The organism is Chitinophaga hostae (genome assembly GCF_018224885.1).
GTDB lineage: Bacteria > Bacteroidota > Bacteroidia > Chitinophagales > Chitinophagaceae > Chitinophaga > Chitinophaga hostae.
Genome location: NZ_JAGTXB010000024.1, coordinates 1 through 20,992, shown reverse-complemented (window position 1 = coordinate 20,992; position 20,992 = coordinate 1). Strand labels below are relative to the sequence as shown.

17 protein-coding genes are annotated in these 20,992 nt (G+C 47.3%); 11 read left to right on the top strand and 6 right to left on the bottom strand.

Going from position 1 to position 20,992, the window contains the following annotated elements:
* Nucleotides 1-54: 54 nt before the first annotated feature.
* Nucleotides 55-1,722: a TPM domain-containing protein gene (locus KE626_RS30210; protein WP_211976807.1), complete on the bottom strand. Its 1,668-nt coding sequence runs from the start codon at nucleotides 1,720-1,722 to the stop codon at nucleotides 55-57.
* 75 nt (nucleotides 1,723-1,797) lie between these two features.
* On the opposite strand from KE626_RS30210, the gene KE626_RS30205 reads away from it, so the two are divergent.
* The 3 genes from KE626_RS30205 (at nucleotide 1,798) to KE626_RS30195 (ending at nucleotide 4,286) form a co-directional block, all read left to right on the top strand.
* The gene (locus KE626_RS30205) at nucleotides 1,798-2,322 is read left to right on the top strand and encodes a hypothetical protein (protein WP_211976806.1); all 525 of its coding nucleotides are present in this window, start codon (nucleotides 1,798-1,800) and stop codon (nucleotides 2,320-2,322) included.
* 173 nt (nucleotides 2,323-2,495) lie between these two features.
* A complete protein-coding gene (locus KE626_RS30200) occupies nucleotides 2,496-3,599 on the top strand; it encodes a hypothetical protein (RefSeq protein WP_211976805.1) in 1,104 nt (367 codons plus the stop codon).
* 222 nt (nucleotides 3,600-3,821) lie between these two features.
* Complete coding sequence (locus tag KE626_RS30195) at nucleotides 3,822-4,286, top strand: VOC family protein (protein ID WP_211976804.1); 465 nt, start codon at nucleotides 3,822-3,824, stop codon at nucleotides 4,284-4,286.
* A gap of 1 nt (nucleotide 4,287) precedes the next feature.
* On the opposite strand, the gene KE626_RS30190 is transcribed toward KE626_RS30195, so the two are convergent.
* Nucleotides 4,288-5,022, bottom strand: coding sequence for a hypothetical protein (locus KE626_RS30190; protein ID WP_211976803.1), 735 nt, complete (start codon nucleotides 5,020-5,022; stop codon nucleotides 4,288-4,290).
* 3 nt (nucleotides 5,023-5,025) lie between these two features.
* Nucleotides 5,026-5,583 (bottom strand): RNA polymerase sigma factor, encoded by a 558-nt coding sequence (locus KE626_RS30185; protein WP_211976802.1) that lies wholly within the window; start codon nucleotides 5,581-5,583, stop codon nucleotides 5,026-5,028.
* 151 nt (nucleotides 5,584-5,734) lie between these two features.
* Here KE626_RS30185 and KE626_RS30180 point away from each other — a divergent pair, with 151 nt between their 5' ends.
* The 4 genes from KE626_RS30180 (at nucleotide 5,735) to KE626_RS30165 (ending at nucleotide 12,579) form a co-directional block, all read left to right on the top strand.
* Nucleotides 5,735-6,841, top strand: coding sequence for a hypothetical protein (locus KE626_RS30180; RefSeq protein WP_211976801.1), 1,107 nt, complete (start codon nucleotides 5,735-5,737; stop codon nucleotides 6,839-6,841).
* Between the two features lie 107 nt (nucleotides 6,842-6,948).
* Nucleotides 6,949-8,934, top strand: coding sequence for a DUF7849 domain-containing protein (locus KE626_RS30175; RefSeq protein ID WP_211976800.1), 1,986 nt, complete (start codon nucleotides 6,949-6,951; stop codon nucleotides 8,932-8,934).
* Between the two features lie 67 nt (nucleotides 8,935-9,001).
* A complete protein-coding gene (locus KE626_RS30170; RefSeq protein WP_211976799.1) occupies nucleotides 9,002-11,659 on the top strand; it encodes a CHAT domain-containing protein in 2,658 nt (885 codons plus the stop codon).
* A gap of 269 nt (nucleotides 11,660-11,928) precedes the next feature.
* Nucleotides 11,929-12,579, top strand: coding sequence for a DUF5710 domain-containing protein (locus tag KE626_RS30165; protein WP_211976798.1), 651 nt, complete (start codon nucleotides 11,929-11,931; stop codon nucleotides 12,577-12,579).
* 42 nt (nucleotides 12,580-12,621) lie between these two features.
* On the opposite strand, the gene KE626_RS30160 is transcribed toward KE626_RS30165, so the two are convergent.
* From KE626_RS30160 to KE626_RS30150, 3 genes are all read right to left on the bottom strand, one after another.
* A complete protein-coding gene (locus KE626_RS30160) occupies nucleotides 12,622-13,353 on the bottom strand; it encodes a hypothetical protein (RefSeq protein ID WP_211976797.1) in 732 nt (243 codons plus the stop codon).
* Nucleotides 13,354-13,371: 18 nt separating this feature from the next.
* Nucleotides 13,372-14,226 (bottom strand): tetratricopeptide repeat protein, encoded by an 855-nt coding sequence (locus KE626_RS30155; RefSeq protein ID WP_211976796.1) that lies wholly within the window; start codon nucleotides 14,224-14,226, stop codon nucleotides 13,372-13,374.
* Between the two features lie 77 nt (nucleotides 14,227-14,303).
* On the bottom strand, nucleotides 14,304-15,341 hold the full coding sequence (locus tag KE626_RS30150) for an endonuclease/exonuclease/phosphatase family protein (RefSeq protein ID WP_211976795.1): 1,038 nt from the start codon (nucleotides 15,339-15,341) through the stop codon (nucleotides 14,304-14,306).
* Nucleotides 15,342-15,554: 213 nt separating this feature from the next.
* On the opposite strand from KE626_RS30150, the gene KE626_RS30145 reads away from it, so the two are divergent.
* The 4 genes from KE626_RS30145 (at nucleotide 15,555) to KE626_RS30130 (ending at nucleotide 20,955) form a co-directional block, all read left to right on the top strand.
* The gene (locus KE626_RS30145; RefSeq protein ID WP_211976794.1) at nucleotides 15,555-16,172 is read left to right on the top strand and encodes a Pr6Pr family membrane protein; all 618 of its coding nucleotides are present in this window, start codon (nucleotides 15,555-15,557) and stop codon (nucleotides 16,170-16,172) included.
* Between the two features lie 72 nt (nucleotides 16,173-16,244).
* Complete coding sequence (locus KE626_RS30140) at nucleotides 16,245-17,270, top strand: aldo/keto reductase (protein WP_211976793.1); 1,026 nt, start codon at nucleotides 16,245-16,247, stop codon at nucleotides 17,268-17,270.
* Between the two features lie 120 nt (nucleotides 17,271-17,390).
* The gene (locus tag KE626_RS30135; protein WP_211976792.1) at nucleotides 17,391-18,449 is read left to right on the top strand and encodes a helix-turn-helix domain-containing protein; all 1,059 of its coding nucleotides are present in this window, start codon (nucleotides 17,391-17,393) and stop codon (nucleotides 18,447-18,449) included.
* A 112-nt stretch (nucleotides 18,450-18,561) separates the two neighbouring features.
* Nucleotides 18,562-20,955: a TonB-dependent receptor gene (locus KE626_RS30130; protein ID WP_211976791.1), complete on the top strand. Its 2,394-nt coding sequence runs from the start codon at nucleotides 18,562-18,564 to the stop codon at nucleotides 20,953-20,955.
* Nucleotides 20,956-20,992: the final 37 nt, after the last annotated feature.

Here is a 20,992-nt window from a genome sequence, read left to right as displayed (position 1 = left end):
GGCTCTTTTTTATGGTCGCGTTCCGTCTTTTATAATCCTTCAAATCATTACTGGTTACCAGCTGCTGCTGGCTCCTCCTCCTCCTGAAGAACCGCCTCCCCAGCTGGAAGAAGAGGAGGAAGAGGAACTTGAATAAGAGCTGCCCGAGGAAGAGGACGAAGACGAAGATGACTCCACGAGTTTAGCGATGGTATACCGGTACTCGTGTTTAAATCCGCAGGCCGCGCAGGCATATTTGGTAACACCCCAGCCCGCAGAAGCATAAGTAGCCGGCATTTTGGTCACCATACCGTTATTTTTATAAGTCATATGTGCGCAGGAAGGGCATTGCGCCAGCGAACTGCGCATATTGGTATAATTCAAAATCGTTTTGCTATCGCAGGTGTCACAGCCCCATACATCATAGTCCACCGATTGCAACTCTTCTTCTATGACCTGTTTTTTATCAAGGAATTTATTGTCAGCTTTTTCATCCAGTTTGTGCATAGGTTTGAGGCAATGATGACAATCATATGGATCGTTCCGAAGATGATTGAGCCGTATTTTTAACCAGCCCAGGTAAAGCCACAGGTAAGGCGCCGGAAACACATATCCTGCACGGCCGAAATCACGCCGCAACACTTCGAGCTGCAGCCATTTTTCGTGCCGGTCTTTTCCCCGCAGCAGCGCAGCTGAACGCGCCATAATAATCAGTACTGCTACGTGAATAAATACTACCCACACCAGGTAATACAATACGAACATTTTTACAAACCCTATGTCCGTATGACGTTGGAACGCGATATAATAAATGCAGGCAAAAGCGCCACCGTGTAACAGCAGCAATCCTACCCAACCGGGTCGGAAAAATTCGTTCGTATACCCGGAAATAGTCACCGGCTCTGCATTGGCGCCTTTGTTTTGCCTGACTATTTTTCCAAAGAAAACGCGCATCAATATCGCCGATATAATGAGCCAGAGAATGACGCCGATAAACGAGAAGTCGCCGATATAAGTAGATGAATTGTTGTTGGTGGGCGTATCTGCAAATTGCTGCCGTTGGGCGTATGCTACGCTGTTATCAGCTTCCGCCACAGCGCTGTCGGCAGCCACCGTTACCGCCGGCAAATCCACCGCCACCGGGTCAACTACATTGTTATCAGGCAACAACGAATGATCCGGCGCGGGTACATCCGGCAGCATATCATAAGCATAATTGCCATTATTAAACAGGGAAGCTACCGACAATATGCCATCTGTAAACGCCGCATCATAGTTGTGTTCCTTTATACGGGGAATCATGTACTCCTGCTGGATGCGGTAACAGGTAATATCCGGCATATCTGCCTCGATGCCGTAACCTGTTTCAAATTCCAGCTTGCGGGCATCTTCTACCATCAGGATCAATAACCCGTTATTCTTCTCCTTATCCCCTATTTTCCAGTAGTTAAACAGTTGATGGGCGAAATCACGGGTTTCATTTTCCCCGATACTGTGTATCACCACCACAGCTACCTGCACCTTGCCCGCATGATCCAGCGCCGATAGTTTCTCATTCAGCTCAGTAACTGCCTGATCGGAAATAAGGTGGTCGGGGTTACTGACATATCCTCCGCCCGTTTGTTTGGGGTCCGGAACATCTGCTACTGTAAATTTTTTCTTCTTCTCCTGGTCACATGAAATAACAACTGTTAACAACAATGCCAGTAAAACACTTTTCAAAAAATATGGATGATACTTCATTGGGATACATTCTGCCCCCTAAGATATGTTTATTTAACTTTTCATTTAAAGAGAAAAAAGTATTTTAAGCCCTTTATGAAGCCCGCATTAAGGATATGGTTACTGCTGTTAAGTTTTACCGCTACCCGCAGCTTTGCGCAAAATAAAGCTTCAGATACGGCTGTTAAGCCGCCGGTGCAATTAAAAACCGTTCATATTATCCAGTATAATTTCTTCAGGGATTCCCTGGCCTTCCGGGAAGAATACGGCAGGGAGCTTACTTTCAGGCGCCCAAAGTGGTACGAGGTATATACAGGACTGGCCGTAAATATCAACAACCTGTATAAGGTAACCCAGTATAAAAAAAATAAAAAGAAAATAGCGTTCAGGAACATGTTGCTCAGCAAAGAGCAGGAAATGTTTGTGAGCAGCGTTTACACTCCTTCCCTGGTAAACCGGGTGACTAAGCTGGATGGCGACAGCCTTCAACTTTTCATGCGGCACTATACCCCCGATTACCTGTTCTTAAAAAATGCTGCCGACTATGATCTTTACCTGGAGATAAAAAAGCAATACGAGGCATTTATCAAAACCCGCGACACGCTGCCGCCTCAACCATAAATTCATTTCTTTGCCGCGGTCTGCCTTTAAAAATACTATATTTCAGTATCCGTACGTTTTACTATTTACCGCCCTCCCGGCAGTAATAGTCACCGTGTTGATAAAGATTACATAAATTAGTGATCTCAAACCAGTTAATGTTGTTAGTTTTTAAGATTATCAATACAGCTCACATGAAAAGGCTTTTCATATTGGTTGCTCTCTTCGTTCCGGTATTCCTGAACGCCCAAACGAAGCTCAGTCAGGCGATCATCGACGATTTTTCCGCACGGGTAGCGGCGCACTACCAATTACCCCATGATTCCATTACCGGCTACATTGCAGAACAACTGACCCGCAGCGGCAATGCCGGTCTGGATATTGACTCTACTGTTTTTGACCTGAAGAAAGACCCGGTGGCCCTGGATGCCGCTTTAAAATACCTGTACCAGTACAGCGATTGTAACCGGCAGCGGTTTATCACCAACCTGCGTAGTCTGGAGCTGCAAACCAACAGCGTATTCCCGATTGCCACGTATACCGCCAATAAATTTAAAGGGGACACCAAATCGCTCCTGGATGATAAAAAAGACTTCCTGACCACTTATACCGGCCCGGTAACCGGCAAAAAGCCACCTGCTACCATTGCAGAAGTAGCTGCTGCCAACCAGGCCGCTGCCTCCACACCGGTGGCTACCAATAGCACTGCATCCGAAAGTAACAGCGCCGCCTCCCCGGAAGGAGCTGCCACTGCGGCAGCCAATACCGCCCCCGCAGCTGATACCCGCAACTGGGAGGTTCGCCCCCTTTTCCAGGTACGCACCCCCGAACAGCTCGTGGAAATGTACGGCGCCGCCAATGTTACCCAGCACGATGCGGTGAACCTGGCAGGTGATAAAGACGGAGAAGCTTATGTGATCTATCCCGACACCGACAACGAACTGGAAGTGCAATTTGACGGTGAAAACGGAAATATCCTCACATTTTCCCATTACCCCTCCAAATGGAAGTCGCCCTACGGCATCAAAGCCGGCGACCCACTGGATAAACTCATCAAAGTAAACGGCCGCCCTTTCAAAATCAATGGTTTTGAATGGACCGATGGCGGCAGGGTATCCAGCTGGAATGGCGGCTCCCTCGAAGGCAAAAACGTCATCATTGTACTGAAAGCCAATAATACCGGCGATCCGAAGCAATACGACCAGGTAACCGGCGATAAAACCATCCGTTCCGATATGGCTGCCTTGAAGAAACTGGATGTGATTATTGAATCCGTAGCATTCAAAGCTGCGAATTAGTCTTGCTCAGGATTAGACTGATTTTGATGATTCCAAGGATTTTTTATTGTGATTATAATTTGATTTAAAAAGATTCGGGAAGATCTAAGCGGATAAATTCGCTTAGATCTTCCCGAATCTTTTTAAAATCAAAAAAGAAAAAATCCTTGGAATCATCAAAATCAGTCTAATCCTGGGCAAGACAAAACTTGTAGTTGTCGATCCTGCTAATTATCTTGTTGTATGAAAAACTTTTTATTATCCGGTGGCCTCCTTCTCCTGGCGCTTACCGGCATTTCTGTCAATATGAATGGACAAACGAAGAAGTATCCATCACTGAACCACATGGCGCTGTATGTGGTGGATCTTGAGCGCAGCACCGCTTTTTATCGCGATATTATAGGATTGGAGCCGATGGATGAACCTTTTAAAGACGGCCGGCACAGTTGGTTCAGCGTAGGAGCACACAGCCAGGTACATGTTATTTCCGGGGCTGCACGGGCCACCACGCACGATAAAAACACACATCTGTGTTTTAGTGTTCCGTCGATGAAAGACTTTCTTGAGGTGCTGCGGACACACAATATCTCGTTTGAAGACTGGCCGGGTAAACCAGGGGCCGTTAACAAAAGAGTGGATGGCGTACAACAGGTTTATCTCCGCGATCCGGACGGCTACTGGCTGGAAATTAATGACGATAAATATTAATTTATTTGAGGTCTTTTTCGAGGGCAGCGGCTTTGGCTGCTGCCGCAGCATCAGCAGGAATAAGCTTTAGCCAGGACAAGGCCTCTTTTTTGTTTTGCTGCTGTGCATAATACAGGGCAATATAAAATGCTGCATCATATTTAAATACCGATTCGCCTGCATATACTTTTTTCAGGTCTGTCAACCCCGCCTCCACGGCCCCGCTATGGGTAGCCGCCACACCTCTGTAATAGAGCGCCATCTGGCTACTGCTGTCGGTTTTGAGATAAGTGTCCAGCAATGGAATCACTTTCGTATATGCCTTCTCGTTAAAATAAAGGGCAGCAGACTGTAATAACGTATCCGCATTATTTCCCCGCTCCACGGCTACCTGCATTTCAATATTGCCATATGTTCCCATATAATCGGTATCCCGCGAATAGAAGCGGAACAACAGTATTCCTGCCAGTATCGCTGCCGCAGCCCCGATAGCGGTAAGGTACCTTTTAATAGGCACCACTTTCCGTTTGGCGCTGAAATGTACGGTCCTATGGTGTTGCAGCGTTTCTTTCAGGGCATCGCGCTGGGGATCCGGCAATAAACGGGCCGACAGCGTGGCGGCTACTTCCCTGTATTGTGCCAGTGCTGCCGCCAGCGCAGCATCGTTCTGTAATGCAGCTTCAAACAGCTGCCGTTCTTCCGGCAGCATATCTCCATCTTCGTAACGGATAATATCTTCATGATTATAAGCAGCCATACACTAAATTTTCTGAGCCTGAATATATGATAACAACGTAGCCATGCACTCCGATTTCTTTTTACGGAGATAGCCGTAAGTAACACCCATCGCCGCCGCAATTTTTTCCTGGGCCTCGCCCGTAAGCGACTGCCGTAGTATTTCCCGGCACTTCTCCCCCAGTCGTTCAAACTGCGTGAGAAACATACCCGCCTGCGCTTCTTCTTTTAATACCTGCTCGGCGGCCGCAAATACATCTTCCCCTACTTCATATACATCATCCAGTCTTTTTGTTACCGGCTGACGGCCTCTTTTTTTTATTTCATTCAGCCATTTCCGTTTACAGATCAGTAAAAAGAACGGTTCAAAAGGACAGGTAAGTTGCAGTTGCTTATACTTTGCCTGGTTATATACATCTATGATAGCCTCCTGGAAAATATCTGCCGCATCATCTTCCGTGCCCTGATGCTGCAGGATGTGATGTCTGATTCTTCCGGCAAAGCGCTCATATATTTCCTGTACCAGCCGGGTATCGTTCCTTAACAGGCCATCAAGGTATCGCTGATCGGGGTGAGTACTCATCTGGGATTGATTTGCATTGGGTAATAGGAACATGCCATGCTTAAAAATACATCTTTCTAAAAAAAAATCCGGAAAAGGGGGTAACAAAATAAAAGTACCGGTGATCTACTATCAAACAAGCAAAAAAATTATTCAACAAAAACATATTGTTATGAAAACGCTCTCTTTAAAAACGATGACCTGTTTAGTAGCTGCTACCATGATGATGTCTTCCTGCAGGAAAAATAACAGCCAGGAAGTAGCTCCCGAAAAGGGTCTGGATGGCAAGATGCTGGCTGAACTGCTGGATAGCAAGGCGCCTAAATTTGAACACTTTAGTATAGATGCTGCTGCCGGCGGTGTGATTACCACCACCAAAGGCACAAAGTTTACCGTTCCTGCGAATGTTTTTATGACTGCCGCCGGAGCGCCTGTAACAGGTGCGGTGGATATCAGTATCAAGGAGATGAGAGAAGTGAGCGATATGATCTTGTCGGACAAGCCTACAATGACAGCGAACGGACAGATGCTGGTATCTTTCGGAGAATTCTTTGTAAGGGCAACGCAGAACAAGCAGGACCTTTCCCTGCGACCGAACAATGATCCCGGACGCGGGGGCATAAGGGTACAGGTGCCCGCCAAACCAGCCGACAACGTGATTAATGGCGTGAAAGAAATACCTATGTGGAATGGCGATACCACCCTTACTTTTACACAACACGGCTTCAACTATATCAATCAGCCGGTAACCATTACCACCCAGCAAACCGTTGCAAAAGGCGTACTCTGGAACCAGATACAAAGCAGCTATGCCTTATTCAATTCTACCAATGGTACCATGGACTTCCGTTTGGATAGCCTGATCAGGTGGATCAATTGCGACGGACTAGCCGCTATGCCGAATCCTAAAACTACGGTTATGGCTTATTTCACCAACCACTTTAACACTGAAACCAGCGCCAGTTATGGCGGAGAACAACCCAGTATGCTGTTTTTCAAACCTAAAAACTTTAATACCCTGGTGAAATTCTATAACGTGATACTAACGCCTCCTGCCGGCAAAGAAGGCTTCCACAGCTATCAGACTTCAATCCCTGTTGGCCTGGAAGGTACTTTCCTCGCTATCAGCGCGGTAGGCGGACAGTTTTATGCAGAACAAAAAACTACCACTATCGGTACTCCTGCAGCGGGCGACAACTATACCACCGTTAGCTTTAACCTGCAACCAGTAGATGCCGCCGCGTTAGTTGCTTTAATTACCAGCATGAACTCGAAATAACGGCCTGTTATCCGTTTACAATTACTCCAAAACTGAACGGCAATAAGTCAATCAACCCGGTTGACTTATTGCTTGTTTTATATAATATTTATTTACATTTATGTTATATGCAACACGCCATCCCTGTTCTGACAGCATTCCTTTTCTTTAGCAGTATTTGCATAGCGCAAACGCCGGTTCCCCCGCCCGATCCGCAGGATACCATACCAGCGGAAATCATTGTACAGGGAACGGACGACAGTATACAGCTGGCCGCAAAGCTGCGCCCCCTGCGACAAATAGCCGGCGCACCGACCTCCTTCTACACCTACTTCTGGGAGCTGGGCGATGGCACCTTCAGTTTCAATCAAACACCGGCGCTGCATTACAAAGATACCGGCACCTACCAGGTACGACTATACGCCACCAATAATTATGACGATGGCAAAGCGCCACCCACCAAACCCAGACCAATAAAGATTATCAAGCCTGTGAAAAACAGTGCGTGGGCATCTCATTTTTTTCATGGCAACGGTAATGTGGAAATGAAGATCAACCGTAACCCTAAACCCGGAGAAGATTTCATGGCCCTGATAGGCTACCGTAATGTAGCTGGCGATGCCGGCAGCGGCACCTTGTTATTGTTTTATAACGAAAAACAATTTGGCCATAGTGCGTTTGACCTTACAGAGAAAAGAAGTTACCATGGAGAAGACAGCAGCTCCCTTCAAAGTCTGCTGACCAGGCTGGAAACGTCGGAACAAGGCCCTGAGCTGGCCATTGCCCGCGGCCCCTTTGTTACACCGGTCGTTACCAGCAATGCCGCCGCCAAAGCACTGCTGCAAACCATGCAAAGCACCTACAGCAGTCATACCGTATTACACTATAGCAACGCAGATAAAACAACTGAGCAGTTTCTTTTTTTAAACATGCATACCCTGCCCGAAATGGTGCAGGACACCAATGCCACCGTTACCATGACCGCGATGCTGGTACCGGACAACACCTTATTGCCACCGGAAGTATATGAACTGGAAATGGCGATAGTGAACTCGCACGACCCCAACAGGTTTCAGTTGAAGAAACACCGCATCAACTATCGTTTTATGGGCAGAAAAAAAGAACTGACCTATAAAATCCAGTTCCAGAATACCGGCCGCGGACCTGCTAAAAGGGTCGCCATCGGGATCGCCGTACCAAGGCAGCTGAATACCCAAACCATACAACTCAAAGAAATCAGCCCGGTATGTATTGCCTGCGACTCTGCCTACCAGCGACAAAGCTGTATTGATACCGTGCGTACCAAAGACAGTATTTACTTTGTATTCAACAACATTTACCTGCCTGGTTTACAACAGGAAGGCGTCGCTGATCCTGATTCTACCAAAGGCTTTGTACGTTATTCTATTTTGTTTAAGAAGAAGCCTAAAAAGATACCTTTCAGCAGCCGCGCTGCCATTATATTTGATAAAAATGAGCCTATCTATACCAACCGGGCCACAGCCAGGTTTATCAAAGGTTTTTCACCGGGTATCGTTGCCGGTTATACGTTTTCACCTAACAGGGGCGACTATACGCTCAAAGGTCCCGTACAACTAGGCGCCGTACTGGCTCCCTTTGCTCCCGACCGGCCATATTTCCAGGTGGAGGCCTATGCGGGCGTACTGGAAAAGGAAGTATCGGAAACCGCTCCCGTACGTGATAAGCGCGACACCACGGTAAACGGCCAGGTATATTTGATTGCCGGCAGAAATGAGCGGATCACCACCAGCCGCCAGTCGCTGCAACTGGTGCCCCTCCATTACCGTTACAATATCAACAACTGGATAGGCGTAGGTGTGGGCGCCCTGGCCCAGATCAATATTGCTACCACCATTACCAAAGAATCAAAGGTATACCTCTCCAATGTACAACAACCTAATGTGGTGGTAAATACGGTGAGCAAATCCATCAAAGATGATCCGCAATGGTTTGCCCATTTTAATGCCGCGCCATTTGCCGATCTGCAGGTAGGAAAAATAAAAAGCGGACCTGCTATCGGGTTGCGCTATCTCCGGCAACTGTCCGGCGATACGCCGGATCGCTTTTTTGTATATGCGATCTATAAATTATAGTCGCATCGTTTTTCCACCGGCGTTACCTACAAACTGTAAATAATCATACCTTCAGCCATTATTGAAAATGGCTGGAGCAAGATCATATCATAGCCTGGTAAAACGCATGCTGCCCTTACTGGCAGCAGCATGGCTTTCTATCGCCTGGCAGGCCCCCGACAGCACCACATGGAAGAAATACCGGGACAGCAACCAGCTGACAGAATGGATCTACGCACAGATTCAATACTCCGGCCTGTCGCCCGCCGCCAAAGCCGCACAGCTCAAACAAGCCACTATCAATGCATGGCGCGCACCTGCCAGCGCCGAAGAAATACAGGCCTGGCTGGACCTCCTCATCAACCAGGGATATACGCTGCTACAAAGCGGCGATATTATTTCCTCTACAGATGCCTACCAACAGGCCTTTGAATGGGGCCGGCAACATGCCTCCATCACGGATGCCGGTCTTGTACTGGAATACCTCCTTAAGCCGCTGGGTAATAACTATACAAGGTTGGGCGATTACGAACAAGCCTTGTTTATTCATCGCATAGCGCTGGAATTTGCCCGTGAACTGGGCGACCGGCAGGCCATGGCAGCCACTTACAGCAACCTGGCCAACACCGCCGCCAATATGGGACAGCTGCAGCAGTCGCTCCAGTACTGCCGGGAAGGCACGCTGCTGGCAGATAAGCACAGCGCCACCTATGGGTTGTTGCTATCCGAACAAGCCGACGCCTGTCAGCAACTCCAGCAATATGCCGCCGCCAAACAGCGCATACAACAAAGTATTCTTATACTCCGGCAACAGCCTGCCAGCAACCAGGAAGCCGCACATTGGCTGTTTATGGCCTATCAGCAAGCGGGCGATATTTACCTGGCTACTCCGGCAACAGCCGCGCAATATTACCAACGTGCTGCCGCTATGCCCGAAAGTAAAAGGGCGCTCCGCAAAAGAGAGCAAGCCCGGTTATTTTTACGCATGGGCAAACTGCAACTCCTCCTGCAACAACCACAGAAAGCGCTGGTATGGCTCGATAGCTGCGCAAGTGTATTGTTACCGGGAAAGACTATACGACAAATAACTCCCCGGGATATCTATGGAGAATATATCCTGCTCGATCTCCTGTTTACTGCCGGCACTGTTCATCAGTCCCTGCAGGAGCCGGTTACAGCGCTTTCATTATATCGATTATGTTTTGAAACGGAAAGAGAACTAAGGCATCAGTATATCTCTGCGTCGGCCAAGGAAGCTGCTATATCGGATAGCCGTGACCGTTATGAAACAGCCATTGCATTGGCATGGCGCTGCTGGCAAGCTACCCGCCAACCGTTTTACCAGCAGGCTATCCTGCAATTGATGGAAAACAGCAAATCGCAGTTGCTCTGGGAAGAGATGCAGCAACAAACCCATTACGCAGGCAACGATAGTTTGCACAAACGGATACGGCTACTCGAACAGGCACAATTGTATTACCGCCGTGAAGCATTGCAATCAGGCAAAGCCGACAGCATGCTGCAACAACGGGAACAACGGGTGGCCTGGGACCTCGCCACGCTGCGAAAAAAAATCAATGCAATACCGGGTGCTGATACCGACCGGCTATCCGCCGATAGCATGCTGCGGCTGTTACCGCCGGGGCAACTGATCCGCAGCTTTTTTACCGGAAACCATGCTTTGTATAGTGTGGAAATGGATAGGAACGGGATCCGGTATGCCGACAGTACGGCAATTGACCGGAACGCCGTGATCAATTTCAGGCAACAGTATTTTGAATCCGGGCCACAGGCCATGATCAACAATCCCAAAGCATATTATAACGCCGCTTACCAACTATATACACAAATATTTGCTGGTCATCCTTTGCAAACAGGGTATAGTTATTTGCTGATGCCGGATGGCGTATTGAGTACCCTACCTGTAGAAGCGCTGGTAACCACTCCCTCATATTCATCTGCCATCGGGAAATGGCCTTTTGTAGTAAAGCAGGCCACGGTATCATATGCCTATTCCCTTCGTACCTGGTGGCTGCAAATGCGGGCGCCTGCCAATACCGAAGGTTTCAGCGGCTTTTTCATTTCGCAGCAACAGGCCGGGCTCTCGCATCTGCAGGGAGCGGAAAAAGAAAAAGAAGGGATTATGCCCGCCATCAACGATGGTCACTGGTATGTGAATGAACAGGCCGGCAGCAGCACATTTAAACAGGCGCTGATGCAATCAGCAATAGTACATATCAGCACCCATGCATTCCTGAAAAAAGATAGCATAGATGCGCCGCATATTATGCTATATGATGCGCCGTTTTATTTATTTGAACTGGGCGGACTACCACAACATCCGGCGATGGTGGTGCTGAGCGCCTGTAAAACCGGTGATGGGCGTATGGTTACCGGAGAAGGGGTACAAAGTATGGCGCATGCATTTATGGCCGGCGGAACACCCGCTGTGGTAGCGGCTTCCTGGAATGTAAATGATGCTACGGCGCCATTGCTGATGCAGCAATTTTATCAACAGCTGTCGAAACAACGCAATGCCGCCGCAGCATTGCAGGAGGCCAAGCTTAGCTGGCTGAATGATCCCAGGGTAACCGATCTGAATAAACTCCCCTATTACTGGGCAGCGTTAAGTTTCCAGGGCAATACCGGGGCCATTATACTCCGGTCTACAAGGCATTATTGGTATTGGTGGCTGCTTTTATTGTTGATCCCGGCCTTTGCCGCATGGCATAAACTTAAAAATTGACCCATACGATATAGGCGTTTTTGTTACCATTTTTCCTCTCCATCATCATGGTGGCAAACGACGTACCATCTTCACTGTGTGTATTCATTTCCATGGAACAAAAACAGCTATTGTCTTCTTTATCCGGGTCGCCGAAGAGGTAGGCTTTTCTTACAGAAGTGCCAGGGCTTCTGAATTATGAAATTCTAAAGACTTTATACAGAATCACGGAATCCCCCTTTTTTTTCTTAAATTCAGGGAAGAGAGTCCTTTAGTCATACCCTTCTTTTATGTCATTACAACTGAATGTTCCCTTAGCGGAGAAAGAGCATGCTATTTCCAGGGGCGCCCAATGGGATCACATCGCCCAAACCTGGTTTTTGCCGGAAGAGCAGTATGACCGGTTAATGGACGTGGACCAATGGATCCCTGAAAGGAATCCGGCGATCATTCTGCCCAACGAAATCACCATCGTACATGCCAACAGGCCTTGCTGGAAATGCCAGCATGATAACCGTGTTATCGCTATCGCAGGGAATTATTTTTATGAGAAAGACATCAATGAGCGGGATGAATCAGTGTGGATGGAACAGGATTTTTTCACCCTGTTTCAGCAGATATCCGTTATTTCCGGGAACCTGGCCTCGTTTCTGAAAGACCACTACCCCCATTTCAGATTGGGTTTGGCCCCCAATACCACGCAACAATACTGGTTTAATCACTGTGCCGTTTGTAATGCTACACAGGGCGACTGGTTCCTTTTCGATGAGGCGGGCAGCGTGTTCAATCCCATTGAAAAAGAAGCCGCCACGAAATTACTGCTCAGAAATTTCAACCTGAAATATGCCCCTTTAATTGATGCGGTTTATTGTCTTGGCGACCATTTACGGCTCATCAATGAATTTGCGGAGCGGGCGGAAACTTCGGGAGAAAACACCTGAATACCTTAGCAGCCTGCACTTATCTTCTCCCGAAAAAATTTATTACTCAGAAAGTGAATAGGGAGTTTCTACATTAAAGAACATCCGTTTCAGCACCGGCTGGTTTGTTGTAGCAAATATGATGTTGTTAACAGAAGAGTTCCCTCCGTTGTTATTTTGTTCTATCCTATATTCCAACGGCGCGTGTTCCACATCAATTGTTTTTCGTATAACCGTATCAGTTGTATTTGCAATATAGTACCACACGGCTTCTTCTATGGCTGTTTTACCCCAGTCCGACACTTCTTTATCACTGTAAGAACATTTAAGCAAAGCATAATTTTTTTTAAGCCGGGTTACCTTACCGGGCTGCAGCAGGCGGTAATCGACAACATACTCCGATGGATAAGAAAATTCAGGATCACCGGCGGGTGCATACAAATCCAATTTCCATTGCAATGCCACCAGGTCGCCATTGTTCAATGCAGGGGCGTCAGCAGCATTAAATATAAGGGCCATGGTATCCTTATTTTTTACACAAACAAACAATGCATCGTCCCCATCATCATTGTATTTGATAAACGTAAGCGTGTCTGCATATACTTTCTTGGGTATTAAGGTATCCCCTTTGCGGAGATCGCTGATATAAAGGGCTTTGGCTGTATCCTGGCGTAATGCAGGCGCCACTGCGGTATCGGGTTTCAGGGGAACGGAGTCTGTTACCGTATTGTTTTTGGCCCCCTCATTACAGGCCCACAAAGCCAACAAACAACAAAATGGGATAATCGGTTTCATATTTCTCTAAGTAGGTTTTTATAATTCCACGCGGGATTTCAGGAAGTCAAAATACCGGCTGTCTTCTGCGGAAAAAATTTCCGCTCCTTCCAGCATATAAGCGCGCAACAGATGTTCCAGTGAACGTTCTTCTTCATTCAGTTCAAACAAACACTCTCCGAGGCGGAGCTGTACAAACCCGATGCCGGCGGCATCCGGGCCGTTTAACGCATCATAAAAGCTATGCTTTGCGGCGATATAATCGCCCTTAAAGAATTGCATATCGCCAATGCTGGCATGCAGCCAGGTGCTGGCTTCCCATTCATGTTTAGGATCGGGTAGCAATTGCAGGGCTTCGCTGAATTTCGCGAGGGCGGCATCATAATTTTCTTCCTCTGCCAGCACATTACCGGCTTCAGACAGAGATTCGATTTGCTGATAAATTTCTTCGGGAAGCTCTTCCGCAGTTACAGCAGTCAGGCCCTTGAATACATGCAGGTATTTTTCGTCGGCTCCTTCAAACACCCTTCCACCGGATTTGTGCATAGCAATAGTGAGGTATTGTTCCGCTTCAGTCATGACATTGTTTTCGAAAAATGCCATGCCCAGCAGAAACTCCCGGTCGCCATCGTCGTCCCGTTCCGGATCGCATTGCTGCAGCATTTTAGCCCACCTGAGCATCGCCGGAAAATCCTTTAGTTCCAGGTATGTTTCGGCAATGGTAAAAGCAAGATCAAAGCTATCGTCATATTGCTGTTTAGGCACTGGCAGCAGATCCCAGGCTTCTTCCAGCTTTTGGGCATACCGGGCCAGGTCGTTTTTCTCAAACAACATTTCAGCTTCCTGCCACACGGCTTCTATAGCAGTGATTATTTTCGGATCCGTTATCTCCATGTATTCGTATTAAAACGTCAGCGTGCAGTGATTGGCTGCACGCCGGCAAAAATAGGATGGAATATTTTAATTCAGTATTAAATACTCATCTTAAATATGCTGAGTAATCCTTTGTGGTCTGTTGACCAGGTGCCGGTAGGCAGCAGAAATTTGTCGTTGCTGCTATCATCCTCCCGCCGGTTTCTCACAATACTGCCGGAAGGGCCTACCACTGTGCTCTTTTGAAGGGATAATTTTTTGTCGGGGAAGAAATAGATATAGTCAATCCTTTCTCTTTCATCAGCATCCGGCGCCCAGGCCAATTTTTTCACTTCCACTGCCTTATTATCTGCCGGGAAGGTAAATCCGGGATTTTTTTCCGGAGATGGATACCGTACGCGATAGCTGTCTTTATACCCTTTGGCCAGGAGCATCGTCGAGCAGGTCCATGGCACCACCATGCCATGGTGATCAAACAGGTCTTTGGTGGCTACCGTCCAGTCGAGATGACTGGCTTCGTTAAAATCCCCGCCCAGGAATACCAGTCTTTTTTCACGGATATCCTGCTCAGCAGCTTTAATAAATGCTGCGATCCCTTCATCTCTTTTAGAAGCCAGGTTGGATGCCATGATGGTGTCCAGGTTGGTGCAGGGTGCGGGCATTTTTTTCCAGGTAACGCCATCGTATCCCCGGGGAAGGTATACCGCATAGTTCAGGTAATCGAGATGGGCGGAATAGACTGCCACTTCCCTGCCATGAACATTAGCGACGAGCTTACAGATTTCCCCGTTATCACTGAAAATAACAGCGCTGTCGGCAATGGGATAGCGGCTCAGCAAGCCGGAACCCTGGCTGAAAAAGGAATAATACTTTTTGCCTTTTCCTGCGAGAGCAGCCAGCAGGCGGTCGCATAGCCGGGTATTGTTATAATTCCGGACTTCGCTCAGGGTCACAAAATCCGGATCTATGGCTGCTATTTCATTTACAATGGCATCATAGCCACCCGGTACCATGGTGCCTTCCTGCCAGATGTTCAGCTGCAATACCGATAAGCGGATATCTTCCGCTTTTCCTTTTCCGGGAAAGGCCAACAGCGCTATTATTATCAGCAGCGCTGCGTTGAAACATTTCATCATAAGAATATTATTTCATTGTTCACATTACATCGCTGGTTTTATTGCGGCGCCGGGGGCCGGGGTACAACATTCCACGATTGCAGCATGAAATATAATACATATTTCTGCATCGGGATCTGATTTATGATGTTTGCTGAAAAACAGGAACCCCATAGCAAATATTCCGTATACTTACATATAATCAGCAATATGGCAATACCACAATCCTCATCAATGAAAACCCTGCTTATCCTGTTAAGCCTCCTGGGATGGTTTGCGCTGGCAGCACAATTTTACCTGCAAATATCCGCTCACCTCGCAACACTGGCGGAAAGCATTACCCGCTACTTCAGTTATTTCACGATACTCAGCAACCTGATCGTGGCTATATGCAGCACCGTGCTGTGGCTGGCGCCGGGTTCACGCGCAGGACAATTCTTTGCCCGTACACAAACAGCTACTGCTATTGCCGTTTACATCAGCATTGTGGCGCTTATTTATAATGGGGTACTCCGTTCGCTATGGCAACCCGAGGGTCTTCAAAAATTACTGGACAATCTTTTACACCTGGTGATTCCGTTGTTGTTCGTTTTATACTGGGGCATTTTTGTTCCGAAAGCATCGCTGCAATGGAAAAACGTATATGCGTGGTTGTTGTACCCGTTGTGTTATATCCTGTACATCTTGACCCGTGGCTCATTTTCCGGGTTCTATCCCTATCCGTTTATCAATGTTACAGAAATTGGCATGACGCAAACGCTGATTAACTCGGTAGGCGTTGCGGCATTGTTTATGGTAGTATCGTTTATATTTATCGGGATAGGGAAAGGCATGTCGCGCAAAAATAATTAACCTTATTTTTTCTGCCGGCAGGCGAAATTCTGCAGTGTAATATCTAAATTCACTGCTCAATTTGTTACTATTATGAAATATACTACCCTTGGACATACCGGGCTTGTAGTGTCCAAAATGTCATTTGGCGCTATGACTTTCGGGAGCGATCCTTCCATCCCCTCCATATACAAAGTATCACTGGATGATGCGCGAAAAATGATCGACACCTCGCTGGCTGCCGGCATCAATTTCTTTGATACCGCCGACGGCTATGCCGGCGGACAATCGGAAGAAATGCTCGGGAAACTATTGGCGGACCGCCGGCATGAGGTAGTGGTTGCTACAAAAGTAGGCTTCCGCAATGGCGCCCCGATTACACAATCCGGCCTGTCGCGCCGCCATATTCTTTATTCCTGTGATCAAAGCCTGAAACGGCTGGGGACAGACTATATCGACCTGTACATCGTTCACCGGGAAGATCCCGTAACACCACTGGAAGAAACACTTGACACACTGAACACACTGGTTAAAAATGGTAAAGTAAGATATATCGGTTTCTCGAACTGGTCGGTATGGAAATCAGCCCTGGCATGGCAGCTGCAGCGCGATAATGGATGGGCTACTTTCTGCAACGGGCAAATGAACTATACCCTCGTTAGCCGCGATGTAGAACACGACATTGTACCGTTTATGCAACATGCAAACATCGGCATGACCGTTTGGGGCCCGCTGGCGGGCGGATTCCTGAGTGGCAAATACACCCGCGACAACCTCAGGGAAGATGGCAACCGCCTCGCCGGTTTTGATATTATTCCTTTTGAGAAAGAAAAAGGATTTACCCTGATCGATAGTATGCGGGATATTGCCGCAGCCCACAATGCTTCTGTAGCACAAATTTCGCTGGCATGGCTGCTCACCAAACCGGTTATTTCCAGCGTCATTATCGGCGCCTCCAAACAGCATCAGCTGGAAGATAACCTCAAAGCAGCCGATATTGAACTGTCTGCTGCTGAAATAGATTTACTGGATAGTATCACTCATCCGGCGCCTATGTATCCGAACTGGTTTAACCAGCAATTGAAAGATCCGGTACATGCGGCGGCAGGACTGGTATAAAATACGGCAGTAGCTGCCTGGCAGCAGGCAGCTACTGCTGATTATAGTCTATTCCCGTTTTAGCTGAATTTCGCTTATATTTCACTTTAAAAATTATTCCTTTTCTGTATTGGTTAATCCATGGATATTGGTCAGCAAATACTATTTTTTGCCAGCGCCCTGGGGGCGTTCAACGGCGTTATACTTAGTGTGTATCTCTTCTTTCAAAAAAAGAAAAGATCGGTTGCCATTACCTTCCTCTGTATACTGTTGCTGTCGCTCAGTATCCGGGTAATTAAATCGGTGTTCCGTTACTTTAACCCGTCATTACCCAAAATATACCTGCAGATCGGCTTGTCTGCCTGTTTCCTGATAGGCCCTTCCCTGTATTATTTTTTCAGGGCACTGCAGCTAAAAGGGCAGCCAGTACCCCTTTCCTGGAAGCTAACCTGGGGCGTGCTGGCAGCCATTATCCTGGCAACCGGCGTTTTGGTGCCTTATCAGACTTATCCAGTTACCTGGAATAAGATCATTGTGTATGTTATTTACGGGCAGTGGGCCATGTACCTGGTTGCCGCAGGCGTATTGCTCAAACATCTCCTGAAAACTATATTTGTAAATCCTGCTGCGCTGACCAATACGGATCAGTTCTGGCTGATGTTATACATAGGCAACTGTCTCATTTATGCGATATACGTACTGTCCTGGATGGGCGTAGTTTGGGGTATGCATATGAGTGGTCCGGTTTTCTTCTCCCTCCTGTTATACCTCACCATTTTTTTTCATCTGAATGGTGCCAAACTGGAAAATATCGGGTTACCTGAAAAACCTGAAAAAAGAAAGCTCCCTGCTGATGATGCGTTATTATGGATCGAAAAACTGGAGGCGGTCATCCATGAGAAAAAGCTTTACCAGGATCCCAATCTTAAACTAAACGACCTGGCAAAGTATATTAATATTACTCCGCATCAGCTGTCACAGCTGTTGAATGACAACCTGGGCAAAAGCTTCTCCACTTATATCAACGAATACAGGATACAGGAAGCCTGCAAACTAATCAGCGCCAATGACCGTCTCACTTTTGAAGCGATTGGCTATGAAGTCGGTTATAATTCGAAGTCCACTTTCTACACCGCCTTCAAAAAAGTAACGGCTACTACTCCCGCACTCTACAAGGAAAGTTTACCAAACAGCCATTGATTATCAATGTTCTGATAATTACAATAGTACTGTTTTATAAATCCGTACACCGGATTTTTTAATACCGGACCACCACAGCCGGGGTTGTTTCTACGTTTGCGGAAAACTGCTGATGATGAAATTTTCCCTGGCGCTTGGTTTATGGCTGGTGTTATATTGTACAGGTTATGCTCAATCCCTTATTACCGGGGTAGCGGTGGATAATACCACCCGTGCGGGCATTGGGTTTGTTTCCGTTAGTTTGCTTTCAGCAAAAGACTCCCTGCTTGTGAAAGGGCAGATTGCTGATTCGGCCGGGCGATTTGAGCTGCCTGGTATTTCATCCGGCCGGTATATCCTGTTGTTCTCTTCTTTTGGGTATGAAAAACTATATAGAGATGTGGCCTGCGACGGGGCCGCTGATCACACCGTTCACCTGGACAATATTTCTATGGCGGCTATCGCCAAACGGCTACACGAAGTAATAGTATCCGGTACACCACCTTCTTTCCAACGGGTGGCGGGTAAATTGGTGACCACTGTGGCCGGCAACAAATTTTTCGCGGCCACTGCAAATGCGTTAGATATCATAAAAAAATTACCCGGCCTGGAAGTCAATGGGGATGGCTCCATTTCCTTATCCGGCAGGGTGACCCCTGCAGTGTTTATCGACGGCAAACCCGTAGCGATGAGTCCTGAAGAGCTGCAAAATTACCTGGCCAATCTATCTCCTGATATGATTTCATCTATTGAAGTTATCCCCAATCCTTCTTCCCGGTACGACGGTGAGTACAAAGCCATTATCGACATTAAGCTAAAACGCGACACTACCTTAGGCTGGAAAGGCTCGCTAAGCTCCGGTTTGCAGCAAAACGCCTACTTCCTGGCCGATAATAACCTGTCATTATCCTATAAAACAAAACAGGTATCCTATACCGCCCGTTTGGGTTACAAAGCCGGCAGCACCATTTACAAATACTCCGCACTGCAGCACCTCGCCAACACCAATATCATGGCTACCAATAACAACGTGCGAACAGGCAACAACAACTTTAACTATCAACTGGGGGCCGATTATAGTTTTGCTAAAACGCAACAGATAGAAATTATGGGAAGAGCCTACCTGTCTGACAGGGATATTAACGCGCTAAGCACCCTTCACACGACGGATGCTGCCGCAAAACAACTGGTTGCTGACATCCGGACTTCCAATAATTCCAGCCCGCTGCAACGCACTTATGGACTGAACCTTAACTATGGTGGTCAATTCTCCAACACCCGGCTGGAGATTTTAAGTAACTTTTTAAAAATCGGCAATCGCCAGCAGGAAGATATCCAAACCAATAATGCCGCATCGCATACGCTGCTGGACTATTGGAAAACCGATCTTAAAAATGATATCCTGATCCGCTCCCTACAAGCAGATCTTTCCGGGAACATTGGCAAAGGGAAATGGAACACCGGCGCCAGGTTTGCTTTTACAACCACCAAAAACAATCTGCAGTACGACACGCTGAATACCAACGGCGCCTTTGCGCCCGACAGCAGCCGCAGTAATAATTTCCGGTACGACGAATACATCAGCGCGGTATATGCGGGGTATGAAAGACCCGGTAACAAACTGAGTTATGCTATTAGTTTGCGGGCCGAGCATACCTATAGCATTGGTAACACCTTTTCCCAACAAACTGTGAACACAAGAAACTATCTGACCTGGTTGCCAGGTGTCAGTGTTAATTTTCCGGTTGGCGCCCGTCAGCAAATGAACATATCCTACAGCAGGCGTATGACGCGTCCCAATTTTGCGCAACTAAATCCCTTCCGGTTCTATAACAGCCCGCTGAATTATTTTGTAGGTAATCCCTACCTGCAACCTTCCAAAACGGATATGCTGCGTATTGACTATACGCGAAACACCCTGAATATTTCCCTGTTCGCCGGCCGGGAAACCGATCCTATGGGGCGCTATCCGGAATACGACTCCGTTACCAACGTGCTGGAATACCTCGGCAAAAACTTACCTTATAACGACTTTGCCGGTTTAGAAGTAAGTCTTCCGATTACAGTGTACAAATGGTGGAAAATGAATAACACGATCCGGGGCAACTATAAAAAGGAACAAACACCCTACCATAACGTCGTATATGCTTACCCGGTATTTGACTACACCATTTCCGGCAGCCAGGTGTTTACCTTACCGCCGGACATTACGGTGGATATCTCGTATTACTACCGCTCCCTGAGTGGAAATGGCCTCTATATACTGAAGTCAGCAACCAGTGTAGACCTGGGTATTCAAAAAAGCTGGCTGCAGGGGAAGCTGAATTCCAGGCTAAACTATTATGATCTGTTCAACACGTATCAAAACAGCGCTGTTTTCCGGGAGAAAACGATTATCAACAACGCATTAAAGCATTGGTTTGGCAGCAACAGGCTTGCCCTTACGCTTGGTTACAGCTTTGGAAGATCTACCCTTAAAGGGAAACAACAAAACAAGAATGAAGAAGAAAACCGGGCGGGGATGTAACAGTTATTTTGCAGCTGTTCGAAACGCTAAAAACAAG